The sequence below is a fragment of the Paraburkholderia sp. JHI2823 genome (genome assembly GCF_038900695.1).
GTDB classification, from domain to species: Bacteria; Pseudomonadota; Gammaproteobacteria; order Burkholderiales; family Burkholderiaceae; genus Paraburkholderia; species Paraburkholderia mimosarum.
This window is the reverse complement of sequence record NZ_JAYMRY010000001.1, coordinates 133,771-158,947: the sequence shown is the minus strand read 5'-3', so window position 1 is coordinate 158,947 and position 25,177 is coordinate 133,771. Positions and strand designations below refer to the sequence as shown.

The 25,177-nt window shown below is 66.0% G+C and carries 21 protein-coding genes and 1 pseudogene; 12 read left to right on the top strand and 10 right to left on the bottom strand.

Translation table 11 applies throughout. The annotated features are described in order from the left end of the window. Positions 1-42: 42 nt before the first annotated feature. The 5 genes from VSR34_RS00660 (at position 43) to VSR34_RS00640 (ending at position 5,165) form a co-directional block, all read left to right on the top strand. Positions 43-1,374 (top strand): homoserine dehydrogenase, encoded by a 1,332-nt coding sequence (locus VSR34_RS00660; RefSeq protein ID WP_028209935.1) that lies wholly within the window; start codon positions 43-45, stop codon positions 1,372-1,374. Positions 1,375-1,395: 21 nt separating this feature from the next. Beyond that, complete coding sequence (gene thrC / locus VSR34_RS00655; protein ID WP_028209934.1) at positions 1,396-2,847, top strand: threonine synthase; 1,452 nt, start codon at positions 1,396-1,398, stop codon at positions 2,845-2,847. 303 nt (positions 2,848-3,150) lie between these two features. Next, positions 3,151-4,383 (top strand): gephyrin-like molybdotransferase Glp, encoded by a 1,233-nt coding sequence (gene glp / locus VSR34_RS00650; RefSeq protein WP_342961773.1) that lies wholly within the window; start codon positions 3,151-3,153, stop codon positions 4,381-4,383. Between the two features lie 22 nt (positions 4,384-4,405). After that, on the top strand, positions 4,406-4,663 hold the full coding sequence (gene moaD, locus VSR34_RS00645; protein ID WP_028209932.1) for a molybdopterin converting factor subunit 1: 258 nt from the start codon (positions 4,406-4,408) through the stop codon (positions 4,661-4,663). A 19-nt stretch (positions 4,664-4,682) separates the two neighbouring features. Further along, complete coding sequence (locus VSR34_RS00640; protein WP_342961601.1) at positions 4,683-5,165, top strand: molybdenum cofactor biosynthesis protein MoaE; 483 nt, start codon at positions 4,683-4,685, stop codon at positions 5,163-5,165. A gap of 100 nt (positions 5,166-5,265) precedes the next feature. Here VSR34_RS00640 and VSR34_RS00635 read toward each other — a convergent pair whose 3' ends face one another. Further along, on the bottom strand, positions 5,266-5,823 hold the full coding sequence (locus VSR34_RS00635; protein WP_342961600.1) for a group III truncated hemoglobin: 558 nt from the start codon (positions 5,821-5,823) through the stop codon (positions 5,266-5,268). Positions 5,824-6,028: 205 nt separating this feature from the next. Here VSR34_RS00635 and VSR34_RS00630 point away from each other — a divergent pair, with 205 nt between their 5' ends. Both VSR34_RS00630 and clpB read left to right on the top strand, forming a co-directional pair. Beyond that, positions 6,029-6,529, top strand: coding sequence for an Rrf2 family transcriptional regulator (locus VSR34_RS00630; RefSeq protein WP_342961599.1), 501 nt, complete (start codon positions 6,029-6,031; stop codon positions 6,527-6,529). A 257-nt stretch (positions 6,530-6,786) separates the two neighbouring features. Next, entirely contained in the window at positions 6,787-9,384 is a 2,598-nt protein-coding gene (gene clpB / locus VSR34_RS00625; protein ID WP_028209929.1) for an ATP-dependent chaperone ClpB, read from the top strand. 135 nt (positions 9,385-9,519) lie between these two features. Here clpB and VSR34_RS00620 read toward each other — a convergent pair whose 3' ends face one another. From VSR34_RS00620 to VSR34_RS00610, 3 genes are all read right to left on the bottom strand, one after another. Then, the gene (locus tag VSR34_RS00620; RefSeq protein ID WP_342961598.1) at positions 9,520-9,960 is read right to left on the bottom strand and encodes a YidB family protein; all 441 of its coding nucleotides are present in this window, start codon (positions 9,958-9,960) and stop codon (positions 9,520-9,522) included. A 120-nt stretch (positions 9,961-10,080) separates the two neighbouring features. Continuing rightward, the gene (locus VSR34_RS00615) at positions 10,081-10,659 is read right to left on the bottom strand and encodes a helix-hairpin-helix domain-containing protein (protein ID WP_028209927.1); all 579 of its coding nucleotides are present in this window, start codon (positions 10,657-10,659) and stop codon (positions 10,081-10,083) included. A gap of 241 nt (positions 10,660-10,900) precedes the next feature. Then, positions 10,901-12,901 (bottom strand): sigma-54-dependent Fis family transcriptional regulator, encoded by a 2,001-nt coding sequence (locus tag VSR34_RS00610; protein WP_342961597.1) that lies wholly within the window; start codon positions 12,899-12,901, stop codon positions 10,901-10,903. 471 nt (positions 12,902-13,372) lie between these two features. Between VSR34_RS00610 and VSR34_RS00605 the strand changes: the two genes are divergently transcribed. From VSR34_RS00605 to lipA, 5 genes are all read left to right on the top strand, one after another. After that, entirely contained in the window at positions 13,373-14,440 is a 1,068-nt protein-coding gene (locus VSR34_RS00605; protein ID WP_028209925.1) for an NAD(+)/NADH kinase, read from the top strand. A gap of 111 nt (positions 14,441-14,551) precedes the next feature. Next, the gene (locus VSR34_RS00600; protein ID WP_028209924.1) at positions 14,552-15,529 is read left to right on the top strand and encodes a thiamine pyrophosphate-dependent dehydrogenase E1 component subunit alpha; all 978 of its coding nucleotides are present in this window, start codon (positions 14,552-14,554) and stop codon (positions 15,527-15,529) included. A 49-nt stretch (positions 15,530-15,578) separates the two neighbouring features. Then, positions 15,579-16,583 (top strand): alpha-ketoacid dehydrogenase subunit beta, encoded by a 1,005-nt coding sequence (locus tag VSR34_RS00595; protein ID WP_028209923.1) that lies wholly within the window; start codon positions 15,579-15,581, stop codon positions 16,581-16,583. Between the two features lie 4 nt (positions 16,584-16,587). Then, the gene (locus VSR34_RS00590) at positions 16,588-17,709 is read left to right on the top strand and encodes an acetoin dehydrogenase dihydrolipoyllysine-residue acetyltransferase subunit (RefSeq protein WP_028209922.1); all 1,122 of its coding nucleotides are present in this window, start codon (positions 16,588-16,590) and stop codon (positions 17,707-17,709) included. 2 nt (positions 17,710-17,711) lie between these two features. After that, entirely contained in the window at positions 17,712-18,710 is a 999-nt protein-coding gene (gene lipA / locus VSR34_RS00585; RefSeq protein WP_028209921.1) for a lipoyl synthase, read from the top strand. 56 nt (positions 18,711-18,766) lie between these two features. Here lipA and VSR34_RS00580 read toward each other — a convergent pair whose 3' ends face one another. From VSR34_RS00580 to rho, 6 genes and pseudogenes are all read right to left on the bottom strand, one after another. Next, positions 18,767-20,134: an MATE family efflux transporter gene (locus tag VSR34_RS00580; protein WP_028209920.1), complete on the bottom strand. Its 1,368-nt coding sequence runs from the start codon at positions 20,132-20,134 to the stop codon at positions 18,767-18,769. A gap of 7 nt (positions 20,135-20,141) precedes the next feature. Beyond that, on the bottom strand, positions 20,142-21,899 hold the full coding sequence (locus VSR34_RS00575) for a UDP phosphate-alpha-4-amino-4-deoxy-L-arabinose arabinosyl transferase (protein ID WP_028209919.1): 1,758 nt from the start codon (positions 21,897-21,899) through the stop codon (positions 20,142-20,144). A 314-nt stretch (positions 21,900-22,213) separates the two neighbouring features. Further along, entirely contained in the window at positions 22,214-22,477 is a 264-nt protein-coding gene (locus VSR34_RS00570; protein WP_028209918.1) for a type B 50S ribosomal protein L31, read from the bottom strand. Between the two features lie 176 nt (positions 22,478-22,653). After that, entirely contained in the window at positions 22,654-23,481 is an 828-nt protein-coding gene (locus tag VSR34_RS00565; protein ID WP_028209917.1) for a M90 family metallopeptidase, read from the bottom strand. A 70-nt stretch (positions 23,482-23,551) separates the two neighbouring features. Then, a pseudogene (locus tag VSR34_RS00560) lies at positions 23,552-23,700 on the bottom strand (MFS transporter); the annotation flags it as partial. Between the two features lie 100 nt (positions 23,701-23,800). Next, a complete protein-coding gene (gene rho / locus VSR34_RS00555; RefSeq protein ID WP_027818379.1) occupies positions 23,801-25,063 on the bottom strand; it encodes a transcription termination factor Rho in 1,263 nt (420 codons plus the stop codon). Positions 25,064-25,177: the final 114 nt, after the last annotated feature.

Sequence of the window (25,177 nt, the reverse complement as noted above, 5' to 3'; positions counted from 1 at the left end):
CAAACGCACTCCCTTTCACATCTCTAGACGAACACACGCTGCATGGATCCGATCAAAGTAGGTCTCTTGGGCTTCGGCACGGTGGGCAGCGGCACCTTCACGGTACTGCGGCGCAACCAGGAAGAAATCAAACGTCGCGCGGGCCGCGGCATCGAGGTGGCGCGCATTGCCGTGCGCAACCCCGCCAAGGCCACCGCGGCGCTCGGCGCACAAGCCGGCACCGTCGATCTGACGACTGACTTCAACGCCGTCGTCGACGACCCGTCGATTTCGATCGTCGCCGAAATGATCGGCGGCACGACGCTCGCGAAAGACCTCGTGCTGCGGGCGATCGCCAACGGCAAGCACGTGGTGACGGCGAACAAGGCGCTGCTGGCGGTGCACGGCACCGAAATCTTCGAAGCGGCGCGCGCGAAGGGCGTGATGGTCGCGTTCGAGGCGGCGGTGGCGGGCGGCATTCCCATCATCAAGGCGCTGCGCGAAGGGCTCACGGCCAACCGCATCGAATACATCGCGGGCATCATCAACGGCACGACGAACTACATCCTCTCGGAAATGCGTGAGCGCGGACTCGACTTCGCGACCGCGCTGAAGGCTGCGCAGGAGCTGGGCTACGCAGAAGCCGATCCGACCTTCGACATCGAAGGCGTGGACGCCGCGCACAAGGCCACGATCATGAGCGCGATCGCGTTCGGCGTGCCCGTGCAGTTCGACAAGGCCTACGTGGAAGGCATCAGCAAGCTCGACGCCATCGACATCAAGTACGCGGAAGAGCTCGGCTATCGCATCAAGCTGCTCGGCATCGCGCGCCGCACCGAGAAGGGCATCGAGCTGCGCACCCATCCCACGCTGATCCCGGCCAAGCGCCTGCTGGCCAACGTGGAAGGCGCGATGAACGCCGTGGTCGTGCATGGCGACGCGGTGGGGACGACGCTCTACTACGGCAAGGGCGCGGGCGCGGAGCCGACGGCCTCGGCCGTGGTGGCCGATCTCGTGGACGTGACGCGCCTGCACACGGCCGACCCCGAGCACCGCGTGCCGCACCTCGCGTTCCAGCCGGACAGCCTCTCGAACACGCCGATCCTGCCGATCGACGAAGTCACGAGCGGCTATTACCTGCGCCTGCGCGTGGCCGACCAGACCGGTGTCATGGCCGCCATCACGCGCATCCTCGCCGATAGCGGCATCTCGATCGACGCGCTGCTGCAAAAGGAATCGGAAGAGGTCGACGCGCAGGGCAAGGCGGAAACCGACATCATCCTGATCACGCATGAAACGGTCGAAAAGAACGTGAACGCGGCGATCGCGCAGATCGAGAAACTCGCGACGGTGAAGTCGCAGGTCACGAAGCTGCGCATGGAAGGACTGAACTAAGGCGCATTTGAGGCAAGGGCTATGAATTACGTATCAACGCGCGGCGCGGGCGCCGGCGAGCATCATTCGTTTTCCGACATCCTGCTGGGCGGCCTCGCGCGCGACGGCGGTCTCTATCTGCCGGCCGAGTACCCGCAGATCAGCCAGCAAGAGCTCGCGCGCTGGCGCGGCCTTCCGTACGCGGATCTCGCGTTCGAGATTCTCTCGAAGTTCGCGGGCGACATTCCCGCCGAAGACCTGCGGGACATCACGCGCCGCACCTACACGGGCGAGACGTACCGCAACGTGCGCCACGGCGAAGACGCGAGCAGGATCACGCCGCTGACCACGCTCGGCGAGGAAAACGGCGCGCAGCTCTCGCTGCTCGAACTTTCGAACGGCCCGACGCTGGCGTTCAAGGACATGGCGATGCAGCTGCTCGGCAACCTGTTCGAGTACGCGCTCGCGAAGGCCGGTCAGGAGCTGAACATTCTCGGCGCGACGTCGGGCGACACGGGTAGCGCCGCCGAGTACGCGATGCGCGGCAAGCAGGGCGTGCGCGTGTTCATGCTCTCGCCGCACAGGAAGATGAGCGCGTTCCAGACGGCCCAGATGTTCAGCCTGCAAGACCCGAACATCTTCAATCTGGCCGTGGAAGGCGTGTTCGACGACTGCCAGGACATCGTCAAGGCCGTCTCGAACGATCACGCGTTCAAGGCGCAGTACAAGATCGGCACGGTCAACTCGATCAACTGGGCGCGCGTCGTGGCCCAGGTCGTGTACTACTTCGCCGGCTATTTCGCGGCGACGAAGTCGAACGACGAGCGTGTTTCGTTCACGGTGCCGTCGGGCAATTTCGGCAACGTCTGCGCGGGGCATATCGCGCGCATGATGGGCCTGCCCATCGAAAAGCTCGTGGTCGCGACCAACGAGAACGACGTGCTCGACGAGTTCTTCCGCACCGGCATTTACCGCGTGCGCGGCTCCGCGGAGACGTATCACACGACGAGCCCCAGCATGGACATCTCGAAGGCGTCGAACTTCGAGCGCTTCGTCTACGACCTGCTGGGCCGCGATCCCGCACGCGTCACGCAACTGTTCCGCGATGTGGAGGAGAAGGGCGGCTTCGATCTCGTCGCGAGCGGCGACTTCGGGCGCGTGAAGCAGTTCGGCTTCGTGTCGGGCCGCAGCAGCCATGACGATCGCATCGCGACGATTCGCGACATCTATGCTCGCTACAAGACGATGATCGACACTCACACGGCCGACGGCGTGAAGGTCGCACGCGAACACCTGCAGCCGGGCGTGCCGATGATCGTGCTCGAAACCGCGCAGCCGGTGAAGTTCGGCGAGACGATTCGCGAAGCGCTCGACCGCGAGCCGGAGCGCCCCGCGGCGTTCGAGGGACTGGAGGCGCTGCCGCAGCGCTTCGAAGTCGTGCCCGCTGACGCTCAGCGCGTGAAGGACTACATCGCCGCTCACACTGCGGACTGACGTACCACCTGGGGGCCGGATCCGCTTCCGGCCCTGGCGCTTCGAGCTGTCGGGCGCTCCTTCCTGGCCGTACGCCCGGGCTCTCCCGAACCGGGCGCTGCAAGACTCCAGCCGATCCACAGCACTCGCACGCGATCCGCGCGAGGCCCGGCCACGCCCCAGGGCGCCGCGCGACCGTCGCGCCGCTACAATAACGACAGACCAACCGTTGCCGGCGGCCCGCCCGCCGAGTCCGAGACGACCTCGATGTCCACGCCTACGTCCCCGTCTTCCGCTGCGCCGGCGCCCGCGCCGCGCGCGCCGATGCTCTCCACTGCCGACGCGCTCGCGGCGTTGCTTGCTGCCGCGAAGCCGCTCGCCGGCATCGAAACGATTTCGACGTTCGATTCACTCAATCGCGTGCTTGCCGAGGACGTCGTTTCGCCGCTCGATGTGCCGCCGATGAACACGAGCGCCATGGATGGCTACGCGGTGCGCGTGGCCGATCTGGCGCAGGGCAGCCGCCATCTGCCGTTGTCGCAGCGCATTCCGGCGGGACATGCGCCCCAACCGCTCGCGGTGGGCACGGCGGCGCGCATTTTCACGGGCGCGACCGTGCCGCCGGGCGCGGACGCCGTCGTCATGCAGGAGCAGGCCGAGGCTGCCGAAGGCGCCGTCACCTTCCTGCATACGCCGAAGGCGGGCGAGTGGATCACGGCGCAGGGCGCGGACATCCGCAAAAATACGGTCATCCTGCCAGCGGGTACGCGCCTCACGCCGGCGGCCCTCGGGCTGGCGGCATCGGTGGGCTGCGCCGCGCTCACCGTCTTGCGCCGCGTGAAGGTGGCGGTGTTCTTCACCGGCGACGAGTTGACCATGCCGGGCGAGCCGCTCAAACCCGGCGCGATCTACAACTCGAACCGCTTCACGCTCACGGGTCTGCTACGCAACCTGGGCTGCGAGGTTACCGACTACGGCATCGTGCCCGACCAGCTCGACGTTACGCGCGCGACGCTGCGCGAAGCGGCCGCCGCGCACGACCTGATCCTCACCTCGGGCGGCGTGTCGGTGGGCGAGGAAGATCACGTGCGGCCCGCCGTGGAGGCCGAAGGCCGCATCAACCTGTGGCAGATCGCCATGAAGCCGGGCAAGCCGCTCGCGTTCGGCGCGGTACGTCGCCCGCAAGGGCCGGGCGACACTGCGGCTCAAGCCGGCGAGGCGTTCTTCATCGGGCTACCGGGCAACCCGGTGTCGAGCTTCGTCACGTTCCTGCTGTTCGTGCGCCCGTTCCTGCTGCGTCTCGCGGGCGCGACGCACGTAAGCCCGCGGGCGCTGTCACTGCGCGCCGACTTCACCCAGACGAAGAGCGACCGTCGCAACGAATTCCTGCGCGCGCGCGTGAATCCGGCGGGCGGCCTCGACCTGTTCCCCAATCAGAGTTCGGCCGTGCTGACCTCGACGGTCTGGGCCGACGGCCTCATCGACAATCCGCCTAACCATGCGATCAGCGCGGGCGAGACCGTGCGTTTCATCCCGTTCACCGAATTGCTGTATTGAAGCCTGAATGAAGTCTCAAGCGATGAAGATCCAGTTGAAGTTTTTTGCGAGTGTGCGCGAGGCGCTGGGCGTCGCGGATGAAACGGTCACGCTGCCCGATGGCGTCGTGACGGTCGGCGACGTGCGCGGCTGGCTGCGCGCGCGCGGCGGCGTGTGGGCCGAAACGCTGGCGGAAGGCCGCGCGCTTCGCATGGCCTGCAATCACGTGATGACCGATCCGCGCACGCGGATCACCGAGGGTTGCGAGGTCGCGTTTTTCCCACCCGTGACGGGCGGCTGAGCGCCACAGGAGACTCGCGATGCCCGTGCGCGTACAAACGGAAGATTTCGACCTCACCACCGAGGTGGCGCAGTTGCGCGCGCGCAATCCGGCGATCGGAGCGGTCGCATGCTTCGTCGGCACGGTGCGCGACCTCAACGACGGCAGCACGATCGCGTCGATGGAGCTGGAGCACTATCCCGGCATGACGGAAAAGGCGCTGGAGGCGATTGTCGGCGAGGCGCAGCGACGCTGGGCGGGTATCGAGGTGTTGATCGTCCACAGGGTGGGCAGGCTCGCGCCGCTCGATCAGATCGTGCTCGTCGCGACGACCTCGAAACATCGCGGTGACGCCTTTGCGTCCTGCGAGTTCGTGATGGATTTCCTCAAGACCGAGGCCCCGTTCTGGAAGAAGGAAGAGACGGAGCAGGGCGCGCGCTGGGTCGACGCCCGCGAGAGCGACGATGCCGCGCTGGCGCGCTGGGGTGTGGCGTCGGGGAATGCCTCGCGCGGTGACGGTTAAGCGCCCGAGCGCCGTGCGGGAGCGGCAGCTTTGCCAGGCATGAGCTTCGCTTTAATGCAACTAACCGCCTGTTCCGCCTCGCGACCGGACGCGAAAGCCGTTACGCGGACGGCGTAGTTTCGTCGATATCCAGCGGACGACCAATGAAGCGGGCCGGGAAGGGCTCGCCAGTGGAGCGCGTGGGGAGATCGTGTCCGTGACCGGGGCGCCGGCGCGGCGCGATGCGATCGAGGATGGCCTGCTGCTCGGGCGGAATCGTATAGTCCCAGCCAAAGCGGCTCAGTTGCAGGCTCTGCGCGATGCGCAGCGCCGGCTCCATGAACTGCACGGCTGCCGCGGGTTCGTAGCGCGCTTGTACCGTATCGAGGAAGAGATAGAGCCAGCGGCTGAAATGCCGGGGCTCGACGCCGGGCACCGGATCGTGCGCCTGCTGCACATTGCCGCGGTAAGTTCGCGTGCCGAGCACGAGGCTCGACCAGAACCGGCACATCTTCGGCAGATGCTCGTCCCAACGCCCGGCGAGCACGCCGTCGAACACCGGGCCGAGCGTCGCGTCGTCGCGCACGCGGTCGTAGAACGCGTAGACGAGTTCGCGGATGTTGTCTTCGGTGGGCTGGACGTGCAGCATGGCAGCAGGGCTGGAGTCGGGGCGAGTCATTTCGGGGTCCGGATGATGCGTGAGAGCCTGGAGTCTAGCGGGCGGGGCTCTCCCTGCACGATGCGGCCCTGAGCCGCATTCAGCCGCAATGAGCCGCCAGGCAATACGAAGTGACCATGATACCGAGTCCAGACAAAACCTGCATGACCCCTGCATGTTATTGTATGGTTTCTGCTGCCCGAACTGCCCCTTTGATGGCGCCGCTATGAGACTGACCGACTACACCGACTATTCGTTGCGCGTGATGCTCTATCTCGCGCTCCGTCGCGAGAGCATGGCAACGATTCAGGAGATCTCGGAGGCCTACGGCGTTTCGAAGAATCATCTGATGAAAGTCGTCCAGCGTCTTGGTGAGCTAGGCTGGGTCGATACCGTTCGTGGGCGCAATGGCGGCTTGCGGCTCGCGCCGGCTTCGCTCGATCTGACCGTTGGCGCGGTCGTGCGCGAAACCGAGAGCGATTTTTCTCTCGTTGGCTGTTTTCCGGACGAACATGGCGAGCGGCGCGGCTGCGTCATCGAGCCGCAGTGCCGGCTCAAGCATGCGCTGGCGGCCGCGCGCGACGCGTTCCTCGCGGAGCTCGACCGCCACACGATCGGCGAACTGGCGCAGCCGGCGGACGAACTGACGGGCTTGCTGGGCCTGGCTCCGATCCAGCTCATGCCGCGTGTGCAGGTGCCGCGGCCGGCGCCTTCGCGAGAGCATTGAGCGGCGCCTCTGCCTGCCTGTTTCCAGACTGGCGTTTTGCTCACTCGCGCCCGGCGCGGTGGGTCTCCGAGACGAAATCCGGCGCCTGACTGCCGATCATCCCTCTCCCGTCGTCGCACGCCCCGGCATCGTGCGCCGGCGGCCGCGGTGCGCGCCACGATTGCGGAAATCGGAAAAAATGACGCTAGCGCGCTTGAAACCGGCGTCTCCCCCCTCAAATTTGGTGACAGTCTAGAAATCTGGAGGCCTCGTTTCAAATGAGAATCGACAAACTCACCACCAAGTTCCAGGAAGCCATCGCCGATGCACAAAGCCTCGCCGTTGGCCACGATAACCAGTACATCGAACCCGTTCACCTGCTGGCCGCGCTCGTCGCGCAGCAGGACGGCTCGGCGCGCTCGCTCATGTCGCGTGCGGGCGTGCAGGTGCAGGCGCTGCAGAACGCGCTCAACGACGCCATCAACCGCTTGCCGCAAGTGCGGGGCACCGACGGCAACGTGCAGATCGGCCGCGAGCTCACGGGTCTGCTCAATCAGGCCGACAAGGAAGCGCAGAAGCTCAACGATACGTACATCGCGAGCGAGATGTTCCTGCTGGCCGTCGCCGACGACAAGGGCGAGGCGGGCCGCCTCGCGCGGCAGCATGGCTTGACGCGCAAGGCGCTCGAAGCTGCCATCGTCGCGGTGCGCGGCGGTGCGCAGGTGCACAGCCAGGACGCCGAGAGCCAGCGCGAAGCGCTCAAGAAGTACACCGTCGATCTGACCGAGCGTGCGCGCTCGGGCAAGCTCGACCCCGTGATCGGCCGCGACGACGAAATCCGCCGCTCGATCCAGATCCTGCAACGCCGCACCAAGAACAATCCGGTGCTGATCGGCGAGCCGGGCGTGGGCAAGACGGCGATCGTCGAGGGCCTCGCGCAGCGCATCGTCAACGGCGAAGTGCCCGAGACGCTCAAGGGCAAGCGCGTGCTGTCGCTCGACATGGCGGCGCTGCTCGCGGGCGCCAAGTATCGCGGCGAGTTCGAGGAGCGCCTGAAGGCCGTGCTCAACGACATCGCGAAGGACGAAGGGCAGACCATCGTCTTCATCGACGAGATCCATACGATGGTCGGCGCAGGCAAGGCCGAAGGCGCGATGGATGCAGGCAACATGCTCAAGCCCGCGCTCTCGCGCGGCGAGCTGCACTGCATCGGCGCGACCACGCTCGACGAATATCGCAAGTACATCGAGAAGGACGCCGCGCTCGAACGCCGCTTCCAGAAGGTGCTCGTCGACGAACCGACGGTCGAGGCGACCATCGCGATCCTGCGTGGCCTGAAGGAGAAGTACGAGCTGCACCACGGCGTGGAAATCACCGACCCGGCGATCGTCGCGGCGGCGGAGCTCTCGCATCGCTACATCACCGACCGCTTCTTGCCGGACAAGGCCATCGACCTGATCGACGAAGCCGCTTCGAAGATCAAGATGGAAATCGATTCGAAGCCCGAAGCGATGGACAAGCTCGATCGCCGGTTGATCCAGCTGAAGATCGAGCGCGAGGCCGTCAAGAAGGAGAAGGACGAGGCGTCGCAAAAGCGTCTGCAGCTGATCGAGGAGGAGATCGACCGGCTGAGCCTCGAATATAAGGACCTCGAAGAGATCTGGACCACCGAGAAGGCCGCGGTGCAGGGCGGCGCGCAGATCAAGGAAGAGATCGACCGCGTGCGCGCGGAAATCAACCGCTTCCAGCGCGAAGGCAAGCTCGAGAAGGTCGCGGAGCTGCAATACGGCAAGCTGCCGGAACTCGAGGCGCAGCTCAAGCAGGTCGCGCTGGCCGAGGCGAACGAGCAGAACAATCCCACGCGCCCGCGCTTGCTGCGCACGCTCGTGGGCGCCGAGGAAATCGCGGAAGTCGTGTCGCGTTCGACCGGCATTCCCGTGTCGCGCATGATGCAGGGCGAGCGCGAAAAGCTGCTGCAGATCGAAGAGAAGCTGCACGAGCGTGTGGTGGGCCAGGACGAGGCGATCACCGCCGTTGCCGACGCGATCCGTCGCTCGCGCGCCGGTCTCGCGGACCCGAACCGGCCGTACGGCTCGTTCCTGTTCCTCGGACCGACGGGCGTGGGCAAGACCGAGCTCTGCAAGGCGCTGGCCGGCTTCCTGTTCGATGCGGAGGATCATCTCATCCGCATCGACATGAGCGAGTTCATGGAGAAGCACAGCGTGGCTCGCCTGATCGGCGCGCCGCCGGGCTACGTGGGCTACGAGGAGGGCGGTTATCTGACCGAGGCCGTGCGGCGCAAGCCGTATAGCGTGATCCTGCTCGACGAAGTCGAAAAGGCGCACCCGGATGTGTTCAACGTGCTGCTGCAGGTGCTCGACGACGGCCGCATGACCGACGGCCAGGGCCGTACCGTCGACTTCAAGAACACCGTGATCGTGATGACGTCGAACCTCGGTTCGCACCTCATCCAGTCGATGGCGGGCGAGCCGCAGGAAGCGGTGAAGGACGCGGTGTGGAACGAAGTGAAGCAGCAGTTCCGCCCCGAATTCCTGAACCGCATCGACGAGGTCGTCGTGTTCCATGCGCTCGATCGCACGAATATCGAGGCCATTGCGAAGATCCAGTTGCAGCGTCTGCGCGAGCGTCTGGAGAAGCTCGACATGGAGCTCATGGTGTCCGACGAAGCGCTCGGGCAGATCGCCAAGGTCGGCTACGACCCGCTGTTCGGCGCACGGCCGCTCAAGCGCGCGATCCAGCAGGAGATCGAGAATCCTGTCGCCAAGCTGATTCTCGCGGGCAAGTTCGGGCCGAAGGACGTGATTCCGGTCGATGTGAACGACGGCAAGTTCGTGTTCGAGCGCGTGGTGCACTAAAGCCGCGCATCGAAACACGGGTCAGGCGCGTACCGTGAGGTGCGCTCGCCTGGCTGAAACGGAAAAGGGGCAGCGGAGTGATCCGCTGCCCCTTTTCTTTGCCGCAGAAGCGCTGATTTCAGAGCGCGAGCACCGTTATGCCTGCTTGTTGCCGCCACCAAAGAGCGAAGCCAGCCCGCCAAGCGTGCCAAGCACGCTTTCGGCGTTGATCTGGCCGCCTTGTGGAACTTCTCCGTTCGGTGTGCCCGCGTTGACCACGTGCGGCAGCACCTGGGCGAGCAGGCCGCTCACCTGGTCGGGCTGCATGCCGACTTTCTGCGCGAGGCCCGAAACGACGTCGGAGCCGAGCGCGTTTTGCAGTTGATCGGGCGAGACGGGCTGGTTCTCGCCGTTGCCGACCCACGACTGCACGATGTCGCCGAGGCCGCCTTGCTTGAACTTCTCGATGAGGCCGTTCAGGCCGCCGGGCTGGTTGTTGACCAACTCCATCGCCGCGGCGAGGAGCTGGGCCTGGCCGCCGCCTTGCTGTTGCGACTGCGAACCGAACAGGGAACCGAGGGTATCTAGCAGACTCATGTCGATCTCTCTGGATGATGGCCGCGCCGGGGGGCGCGGCCGGTAAGTGGGACGGCGGGCGCGATGGCGGCGCCGGATCCGGGGCCGGCGCACGGTTGGTACGCCGGACGACGGCGCCGATCAGGCGCCGGAAGCGGCCGCCTCCGATGCGGCCTTGCTCTTCTTCGACTTGCCGGGCTTTTTCGCCTTCGTATCGGATGCCGTGGCCGGCGCCGAAGCCGCGGCGCCCGCTTCTGGCGCGCTCGCGGCAATGGCCGTCTTCTCCTTCGCGCTCTTGTGCTTCGACTTGGCCGCCACCGGGCCGGAGGCGGGCTGCGCGGCGCTAGCGGGCGCCGTCATCGGGTTCGCCGTGGTGGCAGCGGGCGCGGCGGCCGTCGCCGCGGCGCTCTTGCTGCTCTTCGTCGTGGCCGCCTTGCCCGCCGGCGGCGCCGAGGAGCCGTTGATCGTGAGCCCCGCGGCTTCGAGGTTCTGCACGGATTTCGGGCCAATGCCCTTGACGCGGTTCGCGAGGTCGTCGGCGTCCTTGAACGGGCCGTTCTTCGTGCGTTCGTCGATGATCGCCCTGGCGTGGACGGGGCCAATGCCCTTGACGGATTCGAGCGCGGTTTCGTCGGCGGTGTTGACTTCGACGGCGGCAGCGAGCGCCGCGGACAGCGACAAACCCATTGCGAGGAACAGCATCAGCAGCTTCTTGAGCATGGCAATCACTCCATTGAGGGCAATTCGGTTAGCCGGGAACGGACGACGCATCCAGCCAGGAAGGCTGCGATAAAAGAATAGGACAGTTGGCGTATCCGTGATTCGGGCGCGATCGAGTTATACCGGCCGATTCGTGGCAAGTAAATCGCGCCGCACAATATTTAATGGTTTATGCATTCCGGCGACGCGAAATCCGCTGAAAGCCGTGGCGGGCGAGACGGCGCTGTCCGCGCAATCCGTCTCAGGCGCGGTGCGGCCCGGCGATGCCGAGCTTCGCAATGCGCCGGTACAGCGTCGCGCGCGAGATGCCCAGCGCCTGCGCGGCCGCGTTGGGTCGCCAGCGGTGCGCCGTGAGCGCCGCGATGATGCGCTCACGCTCGACCTCCGGCGAGAGCGGCGCGGCGGGACGCGCGTATGCCGCGGCTGTCGGCGCGAGCGCGGGCAGGTTTTCGGCGAGATCCGCGCTCAGGTGCCGTGCCTCGACCCGCACCGTGTCGCAAACGGCGCATGCGTAGCGCATCGCATTGCGCAGTTGCCGCAGATTGCCGGGCCACGCGAACGCGGCGAGCCGCGCGGCGAGCGTGGCATCGAGTGCGAGCGGGCGGCCGGCGGCCTGTGCTTCTTCTGCGAACACGGTGTCGATGAGCGTCGCGATGTCACGGCGCTCGCGCAGCGGCGGCAGCGTGAGCACCGCGCCGCTCAAACGATAGTAGAGATCCTCGCGGAACGCCCCAGATCTGGCCATTTGCGCAAGGTCCCGGTGCGTCGCGCAGATCACGTCGACATCGACGCGCAGCGGCGCTTCGGCGCCGAGCGGAAGCACCTCGCCTTCCGCGAGCACGCGCAGGAGGCGAGTCTGCAGCGCGAGCGGCATATCGCCGATTTCGTCGAGGAAGAGCGTGCCGCCGTCGGCCATCGCGATCTTGCCGCGCGCACCGTGGCGGCGCGCGCCGGTGAAGGCGCCCGGCGCATAGCCGAACAGCTCGCTTTCGATCAGCGATTCGGGCAGCGCGCCGCAGTTCACCGCGATGAAAGCCCGGTTGCTTCGTGCGCCTGCGTCGTGCATCGCGCGTGCGAACACTTCCTTGCCCGCGCCCGTTTCGCCGAGCAGCAGGATGGGCAGGCGCTTGCCTGCCACACGTTGCGCGATGCGGGCGTTTTCGGCCACGCGTGCGTCGGCGCTGCGCAGGAAGGGGCCGAGCGCGCTGCGATCGTATTCCTGCGCGTTGGTCGCGGATTCGCGCCGCAGCGGCATCGCGGCATGTGCCGCGCCGTGCCCGCCATGTCCGCTGTGTCCACTGTGTCCGCTGTGTCCGCCAGATCCGAGCGGCGCGCGAATGCGCGCGTAAAGCATCGAGCCGTTCGCGCGCAGACGCAGCGCCGCGATGGTCTCGATGCGCCCGATGTCGCGCAAATGCACATGCGACGAATCGAAGATCTCGTCGATATGGCGAGGGCCGTCGAGGCACGGAATGCATTCGCGCGCGCGCCGGTTGGCGGCGACCACGTTGCCCATCTCATCGAAGGCGATCAGCATTTCGGGCTGCGCTTCGACGTAATTGCGGTTCTGGTGCCCAAAGAGGATCCAGCACGACGCCAGGCGATGCAGGAAATAGCCGTCCTCGATGAGCGTCGCGCTCTGTCGCACGAGCTGGTTGACGATGCGCTGGCTCTCGCGATTGTCGGGCGAGTGCACGGCCGAAGCGTCGAGCACGCCGATCAGCTCGCCGCCCGGCGCGAAGATCGGTGCGGCGCTGCAGGTGAGCGTGGTGAACGCGGCGCGGAAATGATCGGTCTTGTGCACGGTGATGGGCGCGAGATCGGTCAGCACGCTGGCGATGCCGCAGGTGCCTTCCTCGCTCTCCGACCAGCAGGAGCCGATGTAGAGCCCCGCGTGCTTGAAGTCGTTGCGGCGCTCGCGGTCGATGCGGTAGTCGATGGTCACGCCGTGACCGTCGGTCAGCATCACGCAGTAGTCGGCCTCGCGCACCATGTCGTGCAAACGCGTGAGGCATTGGCCCGAGGCGCGCAGGAAGGACTCCTCGCGATCGCGGATCTCGCGCAGCTCGGCGGCGCTCAGCACGCGCGGGCCGATCACCGAGCCGGGATCGAGCTGATAGCGCTCGAACGAGCGCTGCCACGACGAGACGAGGCGCGGTGAACCGGAAGGCGCGGGGAGCCGGCCTTCTACGGCGCCACGCACGCGCTCGGCGTGCCGGGTAGACGCAAGGGCATAGGGCATGAGCGGTTCCAGACGGTGGCTGGCGGACAACGGTCGCAAAAACGGCGAGATAACGTCACGTCGGACCGGAAAGCGTTCGGCGGGAGTCTTTTGTAGCACATCCTTTGCGCTCGATCACACCGCAGCGCAGCATGCGAGACGGTTGAGACAATCGTCTCATCCCGCGGCGTATCGCGTTCGAGCACGGGTCGGGACGCCGCTCGGGCAGGCTGCGCGGGGCTCTGCCCGTTTTCGTTCGGGTGAAGCGGCCACGGCGCATCCAGTGCTTTGCGCGCGCGAGACGGCCCGTGAGACGCACCGCGAACCTAGAGCGGTGCTGGCGCGGTCGTGCGCAGTGGCCGGTGAGCCCCGTCACGCGGACTTCTGCACGTTCACGCGTTGTCTCGAAGATCATTGGCATGACGCTTGCAGAGTCGATGGGCAAAAGCGGAGCGCGGCATCTCAGCGTGCGACGCCAAGGAGACAAACCCCGTGACGACGCCCGTGACCGTAGGCGTGATCGCGAATCCCGCATCGGGCCGCGACATCCGCCGTCTGACCTCCCATGCATCCGTCTTTCCCACGGCGGAGAAGGCGAACATGGTCGTGCGCCTGCTCGCGGGTCTGGGCGCGCTTGGCGTCGCGCGCGTGCTCGCGCTGCGCGACAACACCGGCGTGGCCGCGCTGCTGCTGCGTGCGATCGAGACCCACGCCGCCATTGCCACGCACGAGCGCTGGCCCGAGGTCGAGTTCATCGATTTGCCGGTGAGCGAGAGCGTGGCCGATACGCACGCCGGCGTCGATCACATGGTGCGCGAGGAAGTCGCGCTCATCGCGGTCCTGGGCGGCGACGGCACCCACCGCGCGGTCGCGGCGCATTGCGGCGAGACGCCGCTGCTTGCGCTTTCCACCGGCACCAACAATGCGTTTCCCGAATTGCGCGAAGCCACCGTCGCGGGGCTCGCCGGTGCGCTCGTCGCGACGGGCGCGGTGCCGGCCGAGGCGGCGCTCGCGCGCAACAAGCGGCTCGTCGCGCGTTGCGTCGACGGACCATCGCGCGGGCGCGAAGAACTCGCGCTGGTCGATATTTGCGTGGCGCGTCAGCCGTTCATCGGTGCGCGCGCGATATCGGAAAGTTCGGATATCGAATCACTTTTCCTCGCCTTCGCCCCGTCCGACGGCATCGGGCTTTCGTCGATCGGCGGGGCATGGGCACCGGTCGGGCGAGATGCGTCGCATGGGCTGCACATGACCTTCGCCGAGCCAGGTGCCCCCGCGGGGGCGACTGCGGGCGTTCCGCTGCTTGCGCCGATCGCGCCAGGACGCGTTGCGCGACTGACGATGCGCACCTGTCAGCGCCTCGAAGTCGGCGTGGCGCTGCCGCTGGAAGCCGGCCACGGCACGCTCGCGTTCGACGGCGAGCGCGAGATCGAACCGGCGCGCGGCGACCGCTACGAAGTGACACTCGACTGGCAGGGCCCATTGACCGTCGACGTCGCGCGCACGCTGCGATACGCGGCGTCGCATCAACTGTTGCGCGAGGCCGCCGCAAGCGTGTAGCGGCCGGGCGCGGTTCCCCAACGCGTAGTCAACAGAAGGAGACGAGGTGGTTTCGCTTTCCATCAGGCGCAGATGCACTTCCACCAGCAGGCATACCCACAGGAGACAACCATGTCTATTCAGTTGAACAAGGAGCAGTTGCTAACCGCGTATCGCTCGATGCGCACGATCCGCGAATTCGAGGAGCGGCTGCACGTCGAGTTCGCGACCGGCGACATTCCGGGCTTCGTGCACCTCTATGCGGGCGAGGAGGCGTCCGCCGTCGGCACTATGAGCCATCTGAACGATACCGACTACGTAGCCACCACGCACCGGGGGCACGGCCATTGCATCGCGAAGGGCGTGGACGTGCGCGAAATGATGGCCGAGATCTATGGCCGGGCCACGGGCTCATGCCGCGGCAAAGGCGGCTCGATGCACATCGCCGACCTGTCGAAAGGCATGCTGGGCGCAAACGGCATCGTCGGCGCGGGAGGTCCCCTGACCTGCGGTGCGGCGCTCGCCGCCAAACAGAAGAAGACCGGCGGCGTGGGCGTGTGCTTCTTCGGCGATGGCGCATCGAACCAGGGTGTGATCTTCGAGTCGATGAACCTGGCCTCGGTGTGGCGCCTGCCGGTGATCTTCGTCGCGGAAAACAACGGTTATGCCGAGGCGACGTCGTCCACCTGGTCGGTCGCGGCCGACAACATCGCAGACCGCGCGAACGGCTTTGGCATGCCGGGCGTGATCGTCGACGGCTTCGACTTCTTTGCCGTGCACGAGGCGCTGGGTGAAGCCATCGCGCGAGCGCGTAGCGGCGGCGGGCCGACGCTCGTGGAAATGAAGCTTTCGCGCTATTTCGGCCACTTCGAGGGCGACGCGCAGACCTATCGCGCGCCCGGCGAAGTGCAGAAACTGCGCGAGGAAAAGGATTGCCTCAAGCGTTTCGAGGAGCGAGTGATGCGCGCCGAACTCGCGAGCAGCGACGATCTGCGCAAGGTGGATGCCGAAGTGAAGCAACTGATCGATGATGCGGTCGCGCAGGCCAAGGCCGCACCGCTGCCGCCGGCCGACGCGCTGCTCACCGACGTGTACGTTTCATATCCCTGAGCGCTGCCTGCTCAGGTAATCAGGATCCCATATCAATAAGGAGACGGAAATGGCACGGAAAATCACCTATTCGCAGGCGATCAACGAAGCGCTTGCCCAGGAGATGGGGCGCGACGAGAGCGTGATCGTGATGGGCGAGGACAATGCGGGCGGCGCAGGCGCGCCGGGCGAGCAGGACGCGTGGGGCGGCGTCCTCGGCGTGACGAAGGGGCTGTACGGCAAGTTTCCGGGGCGCGTGCTCGATACGCCGCTCTCGGAGGGCGGCTTCATCGGCGCGGCCGTGGGCGCGGCGGCGTGCGGCATGCGGCCGGTGGCGGAGTTGATGTTCATCGACTTCATGGGCGTGTGCTTCGACCAGATCTTCAACCAGGCGGCGAAGTTCCGCTACATGTTCGGCGGCAAGGCGGTCACGCCGGTTGTGATCCGCACCATGTACGGTGCGGGACTGCGCGCCGCGGCACAGCATTCGCAGATGCTGACCTCGCTCTTTACGCATATTCCGGGGCTCAAGGTCGTGTGCCCGGCCACGCCCTATGACGCAAAAGGCCTCATGATCGAGGCCATTCGCGACAACGACCCGGTCATTTTCTGCGAGCATAAGCTGCTCTACACGATGGAAGGTGACGTTCCGGAGGAATCCTATTCGATTCCGTTTGGCGAAGCCAACATCGTGCGCGACGGCGACGACATCACGATCGTCACGTATGGACGAATGGTCCACTACGCGCTCGACGCCGCACAGAAGCTCGCGAAAGACGGCATCGAGGCAGACGTGATCGACCTGCGCACGACCTCACCGCTCGACGAGGAGACGATCCTCGAAAGCGCGCGCCGCACGGGCCGGGTCGTCGTCGTCGACGAAGCGAATCCGCGCTGCTCGATCGCGACGGACATTGCCGCCCTCGTCGGGCAAAAGGCGTTCAGTGCGCTCAAGGCTCCGGTCGGCATGGTCACGGCGCCGCACACGCCGGTGCCGTTCGCGGCGTCGCTCGAAGATCTCTATATCCCGTCGGCGGAAAAGATCGCCGAAGCCGCGCGCGCTGCAAGGAGCTGAAGTCATGCCGATCCACATGATCACGATGCCCAAATGGGGCCTTTCGATGGAGCAGGGCCAGGTGAACGGGTGGCTCAAGTCGCCAGGCGAGACGGTCACCAAGGGCGATGAACTGCTCGACGTCGAATCGGACAAGATCGCCTCGGGGGTCGAGTGTGCATTCGAGGGCGTGTTGCGACGGCAGATCGCCAAAGAGGGCGACACCCTCCCGGTCGGTGCGCTGCTGGGCGTGGTAGCCGATGCCGAAGCGGCCGACGCCGATATCGACGCCGCAGTGGCCGAATTCCAGCGCGACTTCGTGCCGGCGCAGGCAGGCGATGCCGACGCGGGACCGCAGCCGGAGAAGATGCAGATCGGCGGCAGGACCCTGCGCTACCTGAAGCAGGGAGAAGCCGAGGGCGTGCCCGTCGTCCTGATCCACGGCTTTGGCGGCGATCTCAACAACTGGCTCTTCAATCACACTGATCTGGCGGCGGAGCGCACCGTCTGGGCACTCGATCTGCCGGGCCACGGTGAATCGGGCAAGGCCGTCGAGAGCGGGAGCCTCGACGAGCTTGCGCAGAGCGTGATTGCATTTCTCGACGCGCAGAAGATCGACCGCGCGCATCTCGTTGGGCACTCGCTGGGCGGCGCGGTGGCCATGGCGGTGGCCGAGAGCGCGCAGCAGCGTGTGGCCTCGCTCGCGCTGATCTCGAGCGCCGGCCTTGGCGGCGAGATCGACGGGGCGTACATCGAGGGCTTCGTCACGGCGGCAAACCGCAATGCGCTCAAGCCGCATGTGACGAAACTGTTCGCCGATCCCGCGCTGGTCACGCGTCAGCTGGTCGAGGACCTCGTGAAGTACAAGCGGCTAGAAGGCGTGCAGGCCGCGCTCGGCATGATCGCGGGGCAGGCGTTCGCGGGCGGCGCGCAGCGGCATGTCTTCCGCGAGCGCCTCGCCTCGCTCGCTCCGCGCACGCTCGTGATCTGGGGGGAGGCCGACCAGATCATCCCGGCGCGCCATGCGCAGGGGCTGCCTTCGCAGGTGCACGTGGAGATGATCCCGGGCAAGGGGCACATGGTGCAGATGGAGGCTGCGCAGGAGGTCAATCGCCTGCTCAAGGCCTTCCTCGACGAAGGAGCCTGAGCATGGAGGCCGCTACGTCTCATACGTCTCGATCGTCCAGTACGGCGCTGGGCCAGGAGGGCTTGCGCAGCCGCGAGAAGCTCGCGCGGATTCCGGTGAAGATCGTGCCAACCTCCGGCACGGACGCGGTCTTGCCGAAGCCTGCCTGGCTGCGCGCCCGCCCGCTCATGAGCGAGACTGTCGCGGGCGTGGCGGCCGTCTTGCGCGAACACCGGCTTCATTCGGTGTGCGAAGAAGCGATGTGCCCGAACATCGGCGAATGCTTTGCGCAGCGCACGGCGACATTCATGATCATGGGCGGGCTGTGCACGCGGCGCTGTCCGTTCTGCGACGTCGCGCACGGGCGGCCCGCGCCGCTCGATGAGGAGGAGCCTGCGCATCTCGCGGCGGCAGTTGGGGCGCTGGGTTTGCGTCACGTGGTGATTACGTCGGTCGATCGCGACGACTTGCGCGATGGGGGCGCGGCGCATTTCGCACGTTGCATCGCACGGGTGCGCGAGTGCGTGCCGGGCATCGGCGTCGAGGTGCTGACGCCCGATTTTCGCGGCCGCATCCAGCGTGCCATCGAGGCACTTTCGCTCGCGTGGCCTGACGTGTTCAACCACAACGTCGAGACCGTGCCTTCGCTTTATCGCGCCGCGCGGCCGGGCGCAGATTATTGCGGCTCGCTCGATCTGCTGGCGCGCGCGAAAGCGGCGAACGGCGCGCTCGTCACGAAGTCAGGGTTAATGGTTGGGCTGGGCGAAACCAATGGGGAGTTGCTCGCGACGATGCGTGATTTGCGTGGCCATCGCGTAGATGTGCTAACGATTGGGCAGTATCTCGCGCCGTCCCGGTTTCACTTGCCGGTGAAACGTTACGTGCATCCCGACGAATTCGCGGCGTTGCGCAATGAGGGCCTCGCGATGGGCTTCAGCGAGGTCGTGGCCGGGCCTCTCGTGCGCTCGTCGTATCACGCGGCGCAGACGGTGCAGGCGGCGCGGCAGGCCTTGCCGCGGTGAGGGGGGATTGCAACTAACTGCCATCCTGTCTCGCGCCATCGAGTGACACCCGCCGGCTATCCGCCCCGACGCAGATGCCACGCACTCACGCGCGAGAGATAAAGCAGGAGTCCAGCACCGGCCATCAGGAGGCTCGCCAGGTTGGCGAGCCAGAAACCGCGCGCGCCCGTCGCCCAGACGGGTATCGTGCCCGTCACGTCGAAACCCAGTGCATAGCCGCCGCCGAGCCCCACGCCCCACAATGCGACCGCATAGATGAGGGTCGGCACGACCGCGACCTTGTAGGCACGCAAGGCAAAGGCCGTGGTGATCTGCAGCGCGTCGAAGACGTGATAGCAGGTGACGATGGCGACGAGCGGCATGGCCGCGGCCACCACCGTGGGGTCGGGCGTATACCCGCCGATGACGAGTGGCCGAAGCACGAACACAATCGCGCCGTAGCAGCAGGCGATCGCCACGGCCGTCGCCACGCCGTGCCTCGCGAGGGTGCGAGCCTCGGCCGGGCGATTGCCGCCCAGCGCCTGGGCGACCAGCGTCGAAGTCGCGACGCCGATGGAAAGCGGCGTCATGTAGAGCACCGCGCCGATGTTCCCGGCGATCTGATGCCCGGCGAGCGTGGTCGTTCCCATGCGCGCGATGAAGATCGCCATGAACGTGTACGAGGTCACCTCGATGAGGTACGAGAGCCCCATCGGAATGCCGAGCTTGAGCAATTCGGCCTGGCGCTTCCACTCGGGCCAGCAGAAGTGCCTGAAGATTTCGAACGGCGCGAACACGTCGAAGCGCGTGAGCGCCAGCACCGCGCAAACGGCGAGCACCCAGTTGATCGACGTGCTCGCGAGCGCGCAGCCCGGGCCGCCGAGGGCCGGCACGCCGAGACCGCCGAAGATGAGCCAGGTGTTGAGCGGCACCTTGAGCGCGAGCGCGCCGACTTGCAGGAACATCACGAGTCGCGGCCGTCCTACGGCATTGGCGAGCGAACTGTAGATCCGAAAAGCCAGCGCTGCGGGCAGCCCGAACGAGAGCAGCCGCAGATAGCCGATCGTGCGCTCGCGCAGCGCCTCTGGTGCGTGCGCGAGGTCGAGCAGCGGGCCGGGAAAGTAGAGGACCGCGAAGCCGAGCGCCATCAGCACGAGGGCTAGCCAGAATGCCTGGCGCACTTCGAGGCCGATTTCGATGTCCTTGCGCGCGCCATAGAGCTGAGCCGCGACGGGCTGCAGCGCGCTGAGAATGCCGGTGAGGGCGATATAAACCGAGACGTAGATCGACGAGCCCAGACCGAGCGCCGCGAGATCGAGCGCCGAGTACCGGCCGACCATCGCGGTGTCGATCACGCCGAAGGCGATGATCGCGAGCTGGCCGATCAGCACCGGCCACGCGAGCGCAGCGATGCGCCGGACGTCGCCGAGGAGTGAGGGTGGCACCGCGGCCTCAGTCGGGGCGCTTGCGCCAGACGTGCGGCTTCTTGAGCGGCGTCTTCGGACGGTCGATGCGCACGTACAGGCGGAAGCGCTCGTCGCGGTCGGCGGCACGGCGGCCTTCCCACACGAGCTTCCATTCGTAGTCAGGCATCGAGCTCGGCTCGCCGTAGTCCTGGGTATCCTGGCGCAGGATCACGTCGCAGTTCTCGTCGAATGCGAAATGCATCCTGCCGAAATAGGCGAAGGTGGCGATCTGCGCGTCGCCGAGGCGCACTGGGGAGATGCACTGGTAATCGGCGGGCAGGTGCGCCGCGATCTGCTCGGCGACGTCCTTGTAGGTCCGGCTGTAGTTCACGACGGGCAGCCACAGCGTCATGAGCAGCACCCACATGAGCGTGGTGCCGCCGCTCGACAGCACGACACTGCGCCACAGCACCTTCGGATGGCGCGCCACGCGCCACTGCACGAGAACCATCCAGCACACGGTGACGGCCACCGCGCACGCGAACGAGAGAATCTTGAACTGCGGCACGAAGCCGGGCGCGAGCCGCGCGAGATTGCGTGCGAGCGGTGCGGGAAATCCGGTCATGCCCGCGAGCCACACGAGCCATACGAAGGTGCCGAGAATCGTGAAGCTGAGCACCGCGAACCAGTCGATCGCATTGATCGCGCCGCGCTTGAGCGTGGGCAGCGCGAAGGTCGCGAGCACCGAAAGCGCGGGCAGCACCAGCATGAAGAGCCGGTTCGACTCGTGGCTCTGCACGATCACGAGAATGAGCAACGGCACGATCACCGAGAGCGGGATCGCGATATGCGGCTTGCGGCGCAGTCCGGCCCAGCTCACGAAGGCCCATATCGCCAGCGGCCATGCGGGCCACGTGAAGAGCGGCAGGTTCTTTGCCGCATAGCGCAGTACGTAGCCCGGCGGCCCCGCGAACGCGTTGACGTTGGTTCGCGCCCACTGGTTGAGGAACCAGGCAGCGTCGTCGGGGTACAGGTGCAGCGCGGCGACAGGCCACGAGGCCGAGATCGCGAGCGCGACGGGCAGGCCCGCCACGAGAAGCCAGCGCGAGCGCGTTTCGGGCGCGCTGGCAAGCATGGCGAGCGTGCCGATGAGGAGCGCGCCCACGAGCACGGGGCCGCTCGACAACATCACGACGCCCAGCGCGACACCCCACCAGATCGCGCCCTGGACCGGCTTGTCGATGGCGCGCACGACGCCGTACAGGAGCATGGCGATGCCCAGGAACTGCATGAGCTGCGGGGTGGTTTCGTGGCCGCGCTCAGCAAGGCCAAAGCACGCCAGCAGCACGAGCAGGGCGCCGTCGCCGAGCGTGCGACCGTAGTCGCGCGGCTCGGGCTCGCCGCCGAACGCGTACTTGAACGGCTGCACTTCGGGACGACGGCCCAGCAGATAGGCGCTGTACCAGACGAACGCGCACGCGAGACAGAACAACACGCCCGTGGCGATGCGCGAGGCGTTGCTCGCGTCGACCCACGGCGCGAACAGGCGGATGCACGCGGCGCCCAGCCAGTAGGCGAGCGGCCCGTTCTCCGTCACGTACTTGCCGACGAGGTTCGGCAGCATCCAGTCGTGCGAGGTGCCGCCCGCCATCGTCCACATCACGCCGAAGCCCGCCGCGTCCTCGTTCTTCCACGGATCGCGTCCAAAGAGCCCGAACGCCGCGAAGACGATACAGATGGTCAGCAACAGCCAGCGCGGCAAGGCGCTGGTGGCGGAGGCGGTCAGTCGAATGGCTGGCTTCATGCAGTGCGAAGGGAAACGGATAAACCCTGTATGCGCGAGCGGGTGCGCATAGAGGGGCAAGCAGGCTTGCGGGGCAGACGGCACGGCCGGCCGTACCCGCGGAGCAATCCGGCATTCTAGCCGGGCCGGCTATCGCGCGTCATCGCACGAGCAGCAGGCTAATTCGCAGAAACAGGCGAAACAGGGCAGTCAGTCGCACCCGCGAGTGGCCCGAGCCGCGCGAAGGTGGCGCGAGCAACAAAAAAGGGCAGCGTACGCTGCCCTTTTGAGTCCTGCCAATGCGGGGCCGGCAAGCAGCCGGCGCGGCGAAGCATTTACTTCGCGGCCTTGCCCGAGGCGCGTGCGCCGAACTTCTTGTTGAACTTCTCGACACGGCCGGCCGTATCCATGATCTTTTGCGTGCCCGTGTAGAACGGATGCGATTCCGACGACACTTCGATCTTGGCGAGCGGGTAGGTCTTGCCGTTGAATTCGGCGGTTTCGCGCGTCTGGATGGTCGAGCGGGTCACGAACTTGAAGTCGTTCGAAACGTCGACGAACAGGACTTCGCGGTAATCCGGGTGAATGCCTTCTTTCATGATTGTTCCTCAAATCTGGCGGTAGCCAACCCGCGTGCTCCCGGCACCATGCCGAAAAACCGTTCGCGCGAGCCACTTGCCCAAGGTCGAAAAAAGGAGATTATGCCAGAAAATCAGCCGGTTCGCGATTTTTTGCGGCGCTGCCGGCAGATGCTCAGGCTGGCTTCCCAGCGTGACTATGCGCCCAGTGCGCCCACGCGCGCCGGGTCCTGGCGGTAATAGCGCGCGAGCAGACGGTAAAGCTCGGGATATTCGGCCTCGAACGCCTTCGGCTTGACGAACAGCGCCTCGCTACACACCGCAAAGAACTCCGACGGGTGATCGGCGGCATAGGGATCGATCAGCGAGTCGCGCTCGAAACGCGCCCAGCGGCGCTCCGGCACGGCGTCCACCTTGTCGCAGAACTGGTCGTAGGCATTGTCGAACACGTCGGCCCAGGCCTGCGCGTCGAGCGGCGCATGCCAGCGCCGAAAAAGGGGCGGGTGTCCGTCCGGCTCGCCGTTGAGCATGTCGATCTTGTGTGCGAATTCGTGGATCACAACGTTGTAGGCGTCGCTGCCGTCGGTCATCTGCGCGTCTTCCCACGACAGGATGACAGGGCCGCCTTCCCACGCCTCGCCGCTTGCATCCTGCTCGACTTCGTGCACCACGCCGTCCTCGTCCTCCACGGTCTTGCGGATCACGAATTCGCCCGGATACACGATCACCCCCACCCAGCCCTTGTAGAGATCGAGCGAAAGATTGAGCACGGGCAGCGACGCCTGTGCGGCGATGGCCACCGTCATCGGGTCGGTGAGCACGAGATCGTGCGCAGTCGAGAACTCCTTCTGCGCGATGAAAAGACTCGTCATCTCGCGCAGGCGGACAAGGTCGGCTTCGTCGAGATGCGTGAGGAACGGCAGGCCGGCGAGCGTGGCCTTCCAGAGCGCGTCGTCGATCGCATAGGTGCGCAGCGCCTTCTCGCGGCGGCGCGCGCCGAACCAGTTTGAGAGTTTTGAGAGCATCGCTTCGGATAGATGTTCGGGGAGGCTTGCGGTTGTCCGCGTTGAACGAGCTCGGAAAGCTCGGCCCGTCGAACGATATCGTCAACTGCCTGACGACGTTTTTCAAGCGATAGCCGTGCATTCCTCGATCGCGAAGACGTGGAACGTGAGATGGGCAATCGGCAGGGCAATGAACAGCAGCAGGGCGCGCAGGGGCAGCGGCGGGATGAGCCACGCTTCAGTGGCGGGGGGGCGAGAGGCGCGCGGCGCCCCTCGCCGGAAAAGCAAAACGCCCGCGAACAGCGGGCGTCTTGTTGTCAATCCAGCCGGGACGACGGTATCAGCCGCCGCGGCGCATCATGTCGAAGAACTCGGAGTTGTTCTTCGTCTGGCGGATCTTGTCGAGCAGGAATTCCATGGCCTCGACTTCATCCATGTCGTGGATGAACTTGCGCAGCACCCAGATCTTCTGGAGGATATCCGGCTTGATGAGCAGTTCTTCGCGGCGCGTGCCCGACTTGTTCAGGTTGATCGACGGATAGACGCGCTTTTCCGCGAGTCGGCGCTCGAGGTGCACTTCCATGTTGCCGGTGCCCTTGAACTCTTCGTAGATCACGTCGTCCATGCGGCTGCCGGTTTCGATCAGCGCGGTGCCGATGATGGTGAGCGAGCCGCCTTCCTCGATGTTGCGCGCCGCGCCGAAGAAGCGCTTCGGACGTTGCAGCGCGTTGGCGTCCACGCCGCCCGTGAGCACCTTGCCCGATGCGGGCACAACGGTGTTGTACGCACGCGCGAGGCGCGTGATCGAGTCGAGCAGAATCACGACGTCGTGCTTCATTTCGACGAGACGCTTGGCCTTCTCGATCACCATTTCGGCGACCTGCACGTGACGCGCGGCCGGTTCGTCGAAGGTGGAGGCGATCACTTCGCCGGCCACCGAGCGCTGCATTTCCGTCACTTCTTCAGGACGCTCGTCGATCAGCAGCACGAAGAGGACCACATCGGGGTGGTTCTGCTTGATGGCGTGCGCGATGTGCTGAAGCATCACCGTCTTGCCAGACTTGGGAGAAGCGACCAGCAGGCCGCGCTGACCCTTGCCGATGGGGGCGATCATGTCGATGATGCGACCCGTCACGTTCTCCTCGCCGCGCATCTCGCGCTCGAGCAGCAGCACCTTGTTCGGGTGCAGCGGCGTGAGATTCTCGAACATGATCTTGTGCTTCGAGGCCTCGGGCGGCTGGCCGTTGACCTTGTCGACCTTCACGAGCGCGAAGTAGCGTTCGCCGTCCTTCGGCGTGCGTACCTCGCCTTCGATCGTGTCGCCGGTGTGCAGGTTGAAGCGGCGGATCTGCGACGGGCTGATGTAGATATCGTCCGTGCTGGCGAGATACGAGGTTTCCGGCGAGCGCAAAAAGCCGAAGCCGTCCGGCAGCACTTCGAGCGTGCCGTCACCGAAGATCGTTTCGCCCGTCTTGGCGCGTTTTTTGAGAATCGCGAACATGAGTTCCTGCTTGCGCAGGCGGTTCGCATTTTCGATCTCGAGGCCATTGGCCATCTCGATCAATTCGGACACGTGCAGAGACTTGAGCTCGGAAAGATGCATACGGAGAACCCGTCGGGGAGGAGTGCGACGAAAAGAAGTCTGGGGGAAAAGAAGCGAGCGGAACCGCTCAAGGACTTTTGCTTGGAACTTTGCTTGAAGCTTTATAAGAGCGCC

What these genes read in the sequence shown, in the direction of transcription:
- VSR34_RS00660 (WP_028209935.1), top strand. Translation starts at nt 43, where the DNA reads ATGGATCCGATCAAAGTAGGTCTCTTGGGCTTCGGCACGGTGGGCAGC.
- thrC (WP_028209934.1), top strand. Translation starts at nt 1,396, where the DNA reads ATGAATTACGTATCAACGCGCGGCGCGGGCGCCGGCGAGCATCATTCG.
- glp (WP_342961773.1), top strand. Translation starts at nt 3,151, where the DNA reads ATGCTCTCCACTGCCGACGCGCTCGCGGCGTTGCTTGCTGCCGCGAAG.
- moaD (WP_028209932.1), top strand. Translation starts at nt 4,406, where the DNA reads ATGAAGATCCAGTTGAAGTTTTTTGCGAGTGTGCGCGAGGCGCTGGGC.
- VSR34_RS00640 (WP_342961601.1), top strand. Translation starts at nt 4,683, where the DNA reads ATGCCCGTGCGCGTACAAACGGAAGATTTCGACCTCACCACCGAGGTG.
- VSR34_RS00635 (WP_342961600.1), bottom strand. Translation starts at nt 5,823, where the DNA reads ATGACTCGCCCCGACTCCAGCCCTGCTGCCATGCTGCACGTCCAGCCC.
- VSR34_RS00630 (WP_342961599.1), top strand. Translation starts at nt 6,029, where the DNA reads ATGAGACTGACCGACTACACCGACTATTCGTTGCGCGTGATGCTCTAT.
- clpB (WP_028209929.1), top strand. Translation starts at nt 6,787, where the DNA reads ATGAGAATCGACAAACTCACCACCAAGTTCCAGGAAGCCATCGCCGAT.
- VSR34_RS00620 (WP_342961598.1), bottom strand. Translation starts at nt 9,960, where the DNA reads ATGAGTCTGCTAGATACCCTCGGTTCCCTGTTCGGTTCGCAGTCGCAA.
- VSR34_RS00615 (WP_028209927.1), bottom strand. Translation starts at nt 10,659, where the DNA reads ATGCTCAAGAAGCTGCTGATGCTGTTCCTCGCAATGGGTTTGTCGCTG.
- VSR34_RS00610 (WP_342961597.1), bottom strand. Translation starts at nt 12,901, where the DNA reads ATGCCCTATGCCCTTGCGTCTACCCGGCACGCCGAGCGCGTGCGTGGC.
- VSR34_RS00600 (WP_028209924.1), top strand. Translation starts at nt 14,552, where the DNA reads ATGTCTATTCAGTTGAACAAGGAGCAGTTGCTAACCGCGTATCGCTCG.
- VSR34_RS00595 (WP_028209923.1), top strand. Translation starts at nt 15,579, where the DNA reads ATGGCACGGAAAATCACCTATTCGCAGGCGATCAACGAAGCGCTTGCC.
- VSR34_RS00590 (WP_028209922.1), top strand. Translation starts at nt 16,588, where the DNA reads ATGCCGATCCACATGATCACGATGCCCAAATGGGGCCTTTCGATGGAG.
- lipA (WP_028209921.1), top strand. Translation starts at nt 17,712, where the DNA reads ATGGAGGCCGCTACGTCTCATACGTCTCGATCGTCCAGTACGGCGCTG.
- VSR34_RS00575 (WP_028209919.1), bottom strand. Translation starts at nt 21,899, where the DNA reads ATGAAGCCAGCCATTCGACTGACCGCCTCCGCCACCAGCGCCTTGCCG.
- VSR34_RS00570 (WP_028209918.1), bottom strand. Translation starts at nt 22,477, where the DNA reads ATGAAAGAAGGCATTCACCCGGATTACCGCGAAGTCCTGTTCGTCGAC.
- VSR34_RS00565 (WP_028209917.1), bottom strand. Translation starts at nt 23,481, where the DNA reads ATGCTCTCAAAACTCTCAAACTGGTTCGGCGCGCGCCGCCGCGAGAAG.
- rho (WP_027818379.1), bottom strand. Translation starts at nt 25,063, where the DNA reads ATGCATCTTTCCGAGCTCAAGTCTCTGCACGTGTCCGAATTGATCGAG.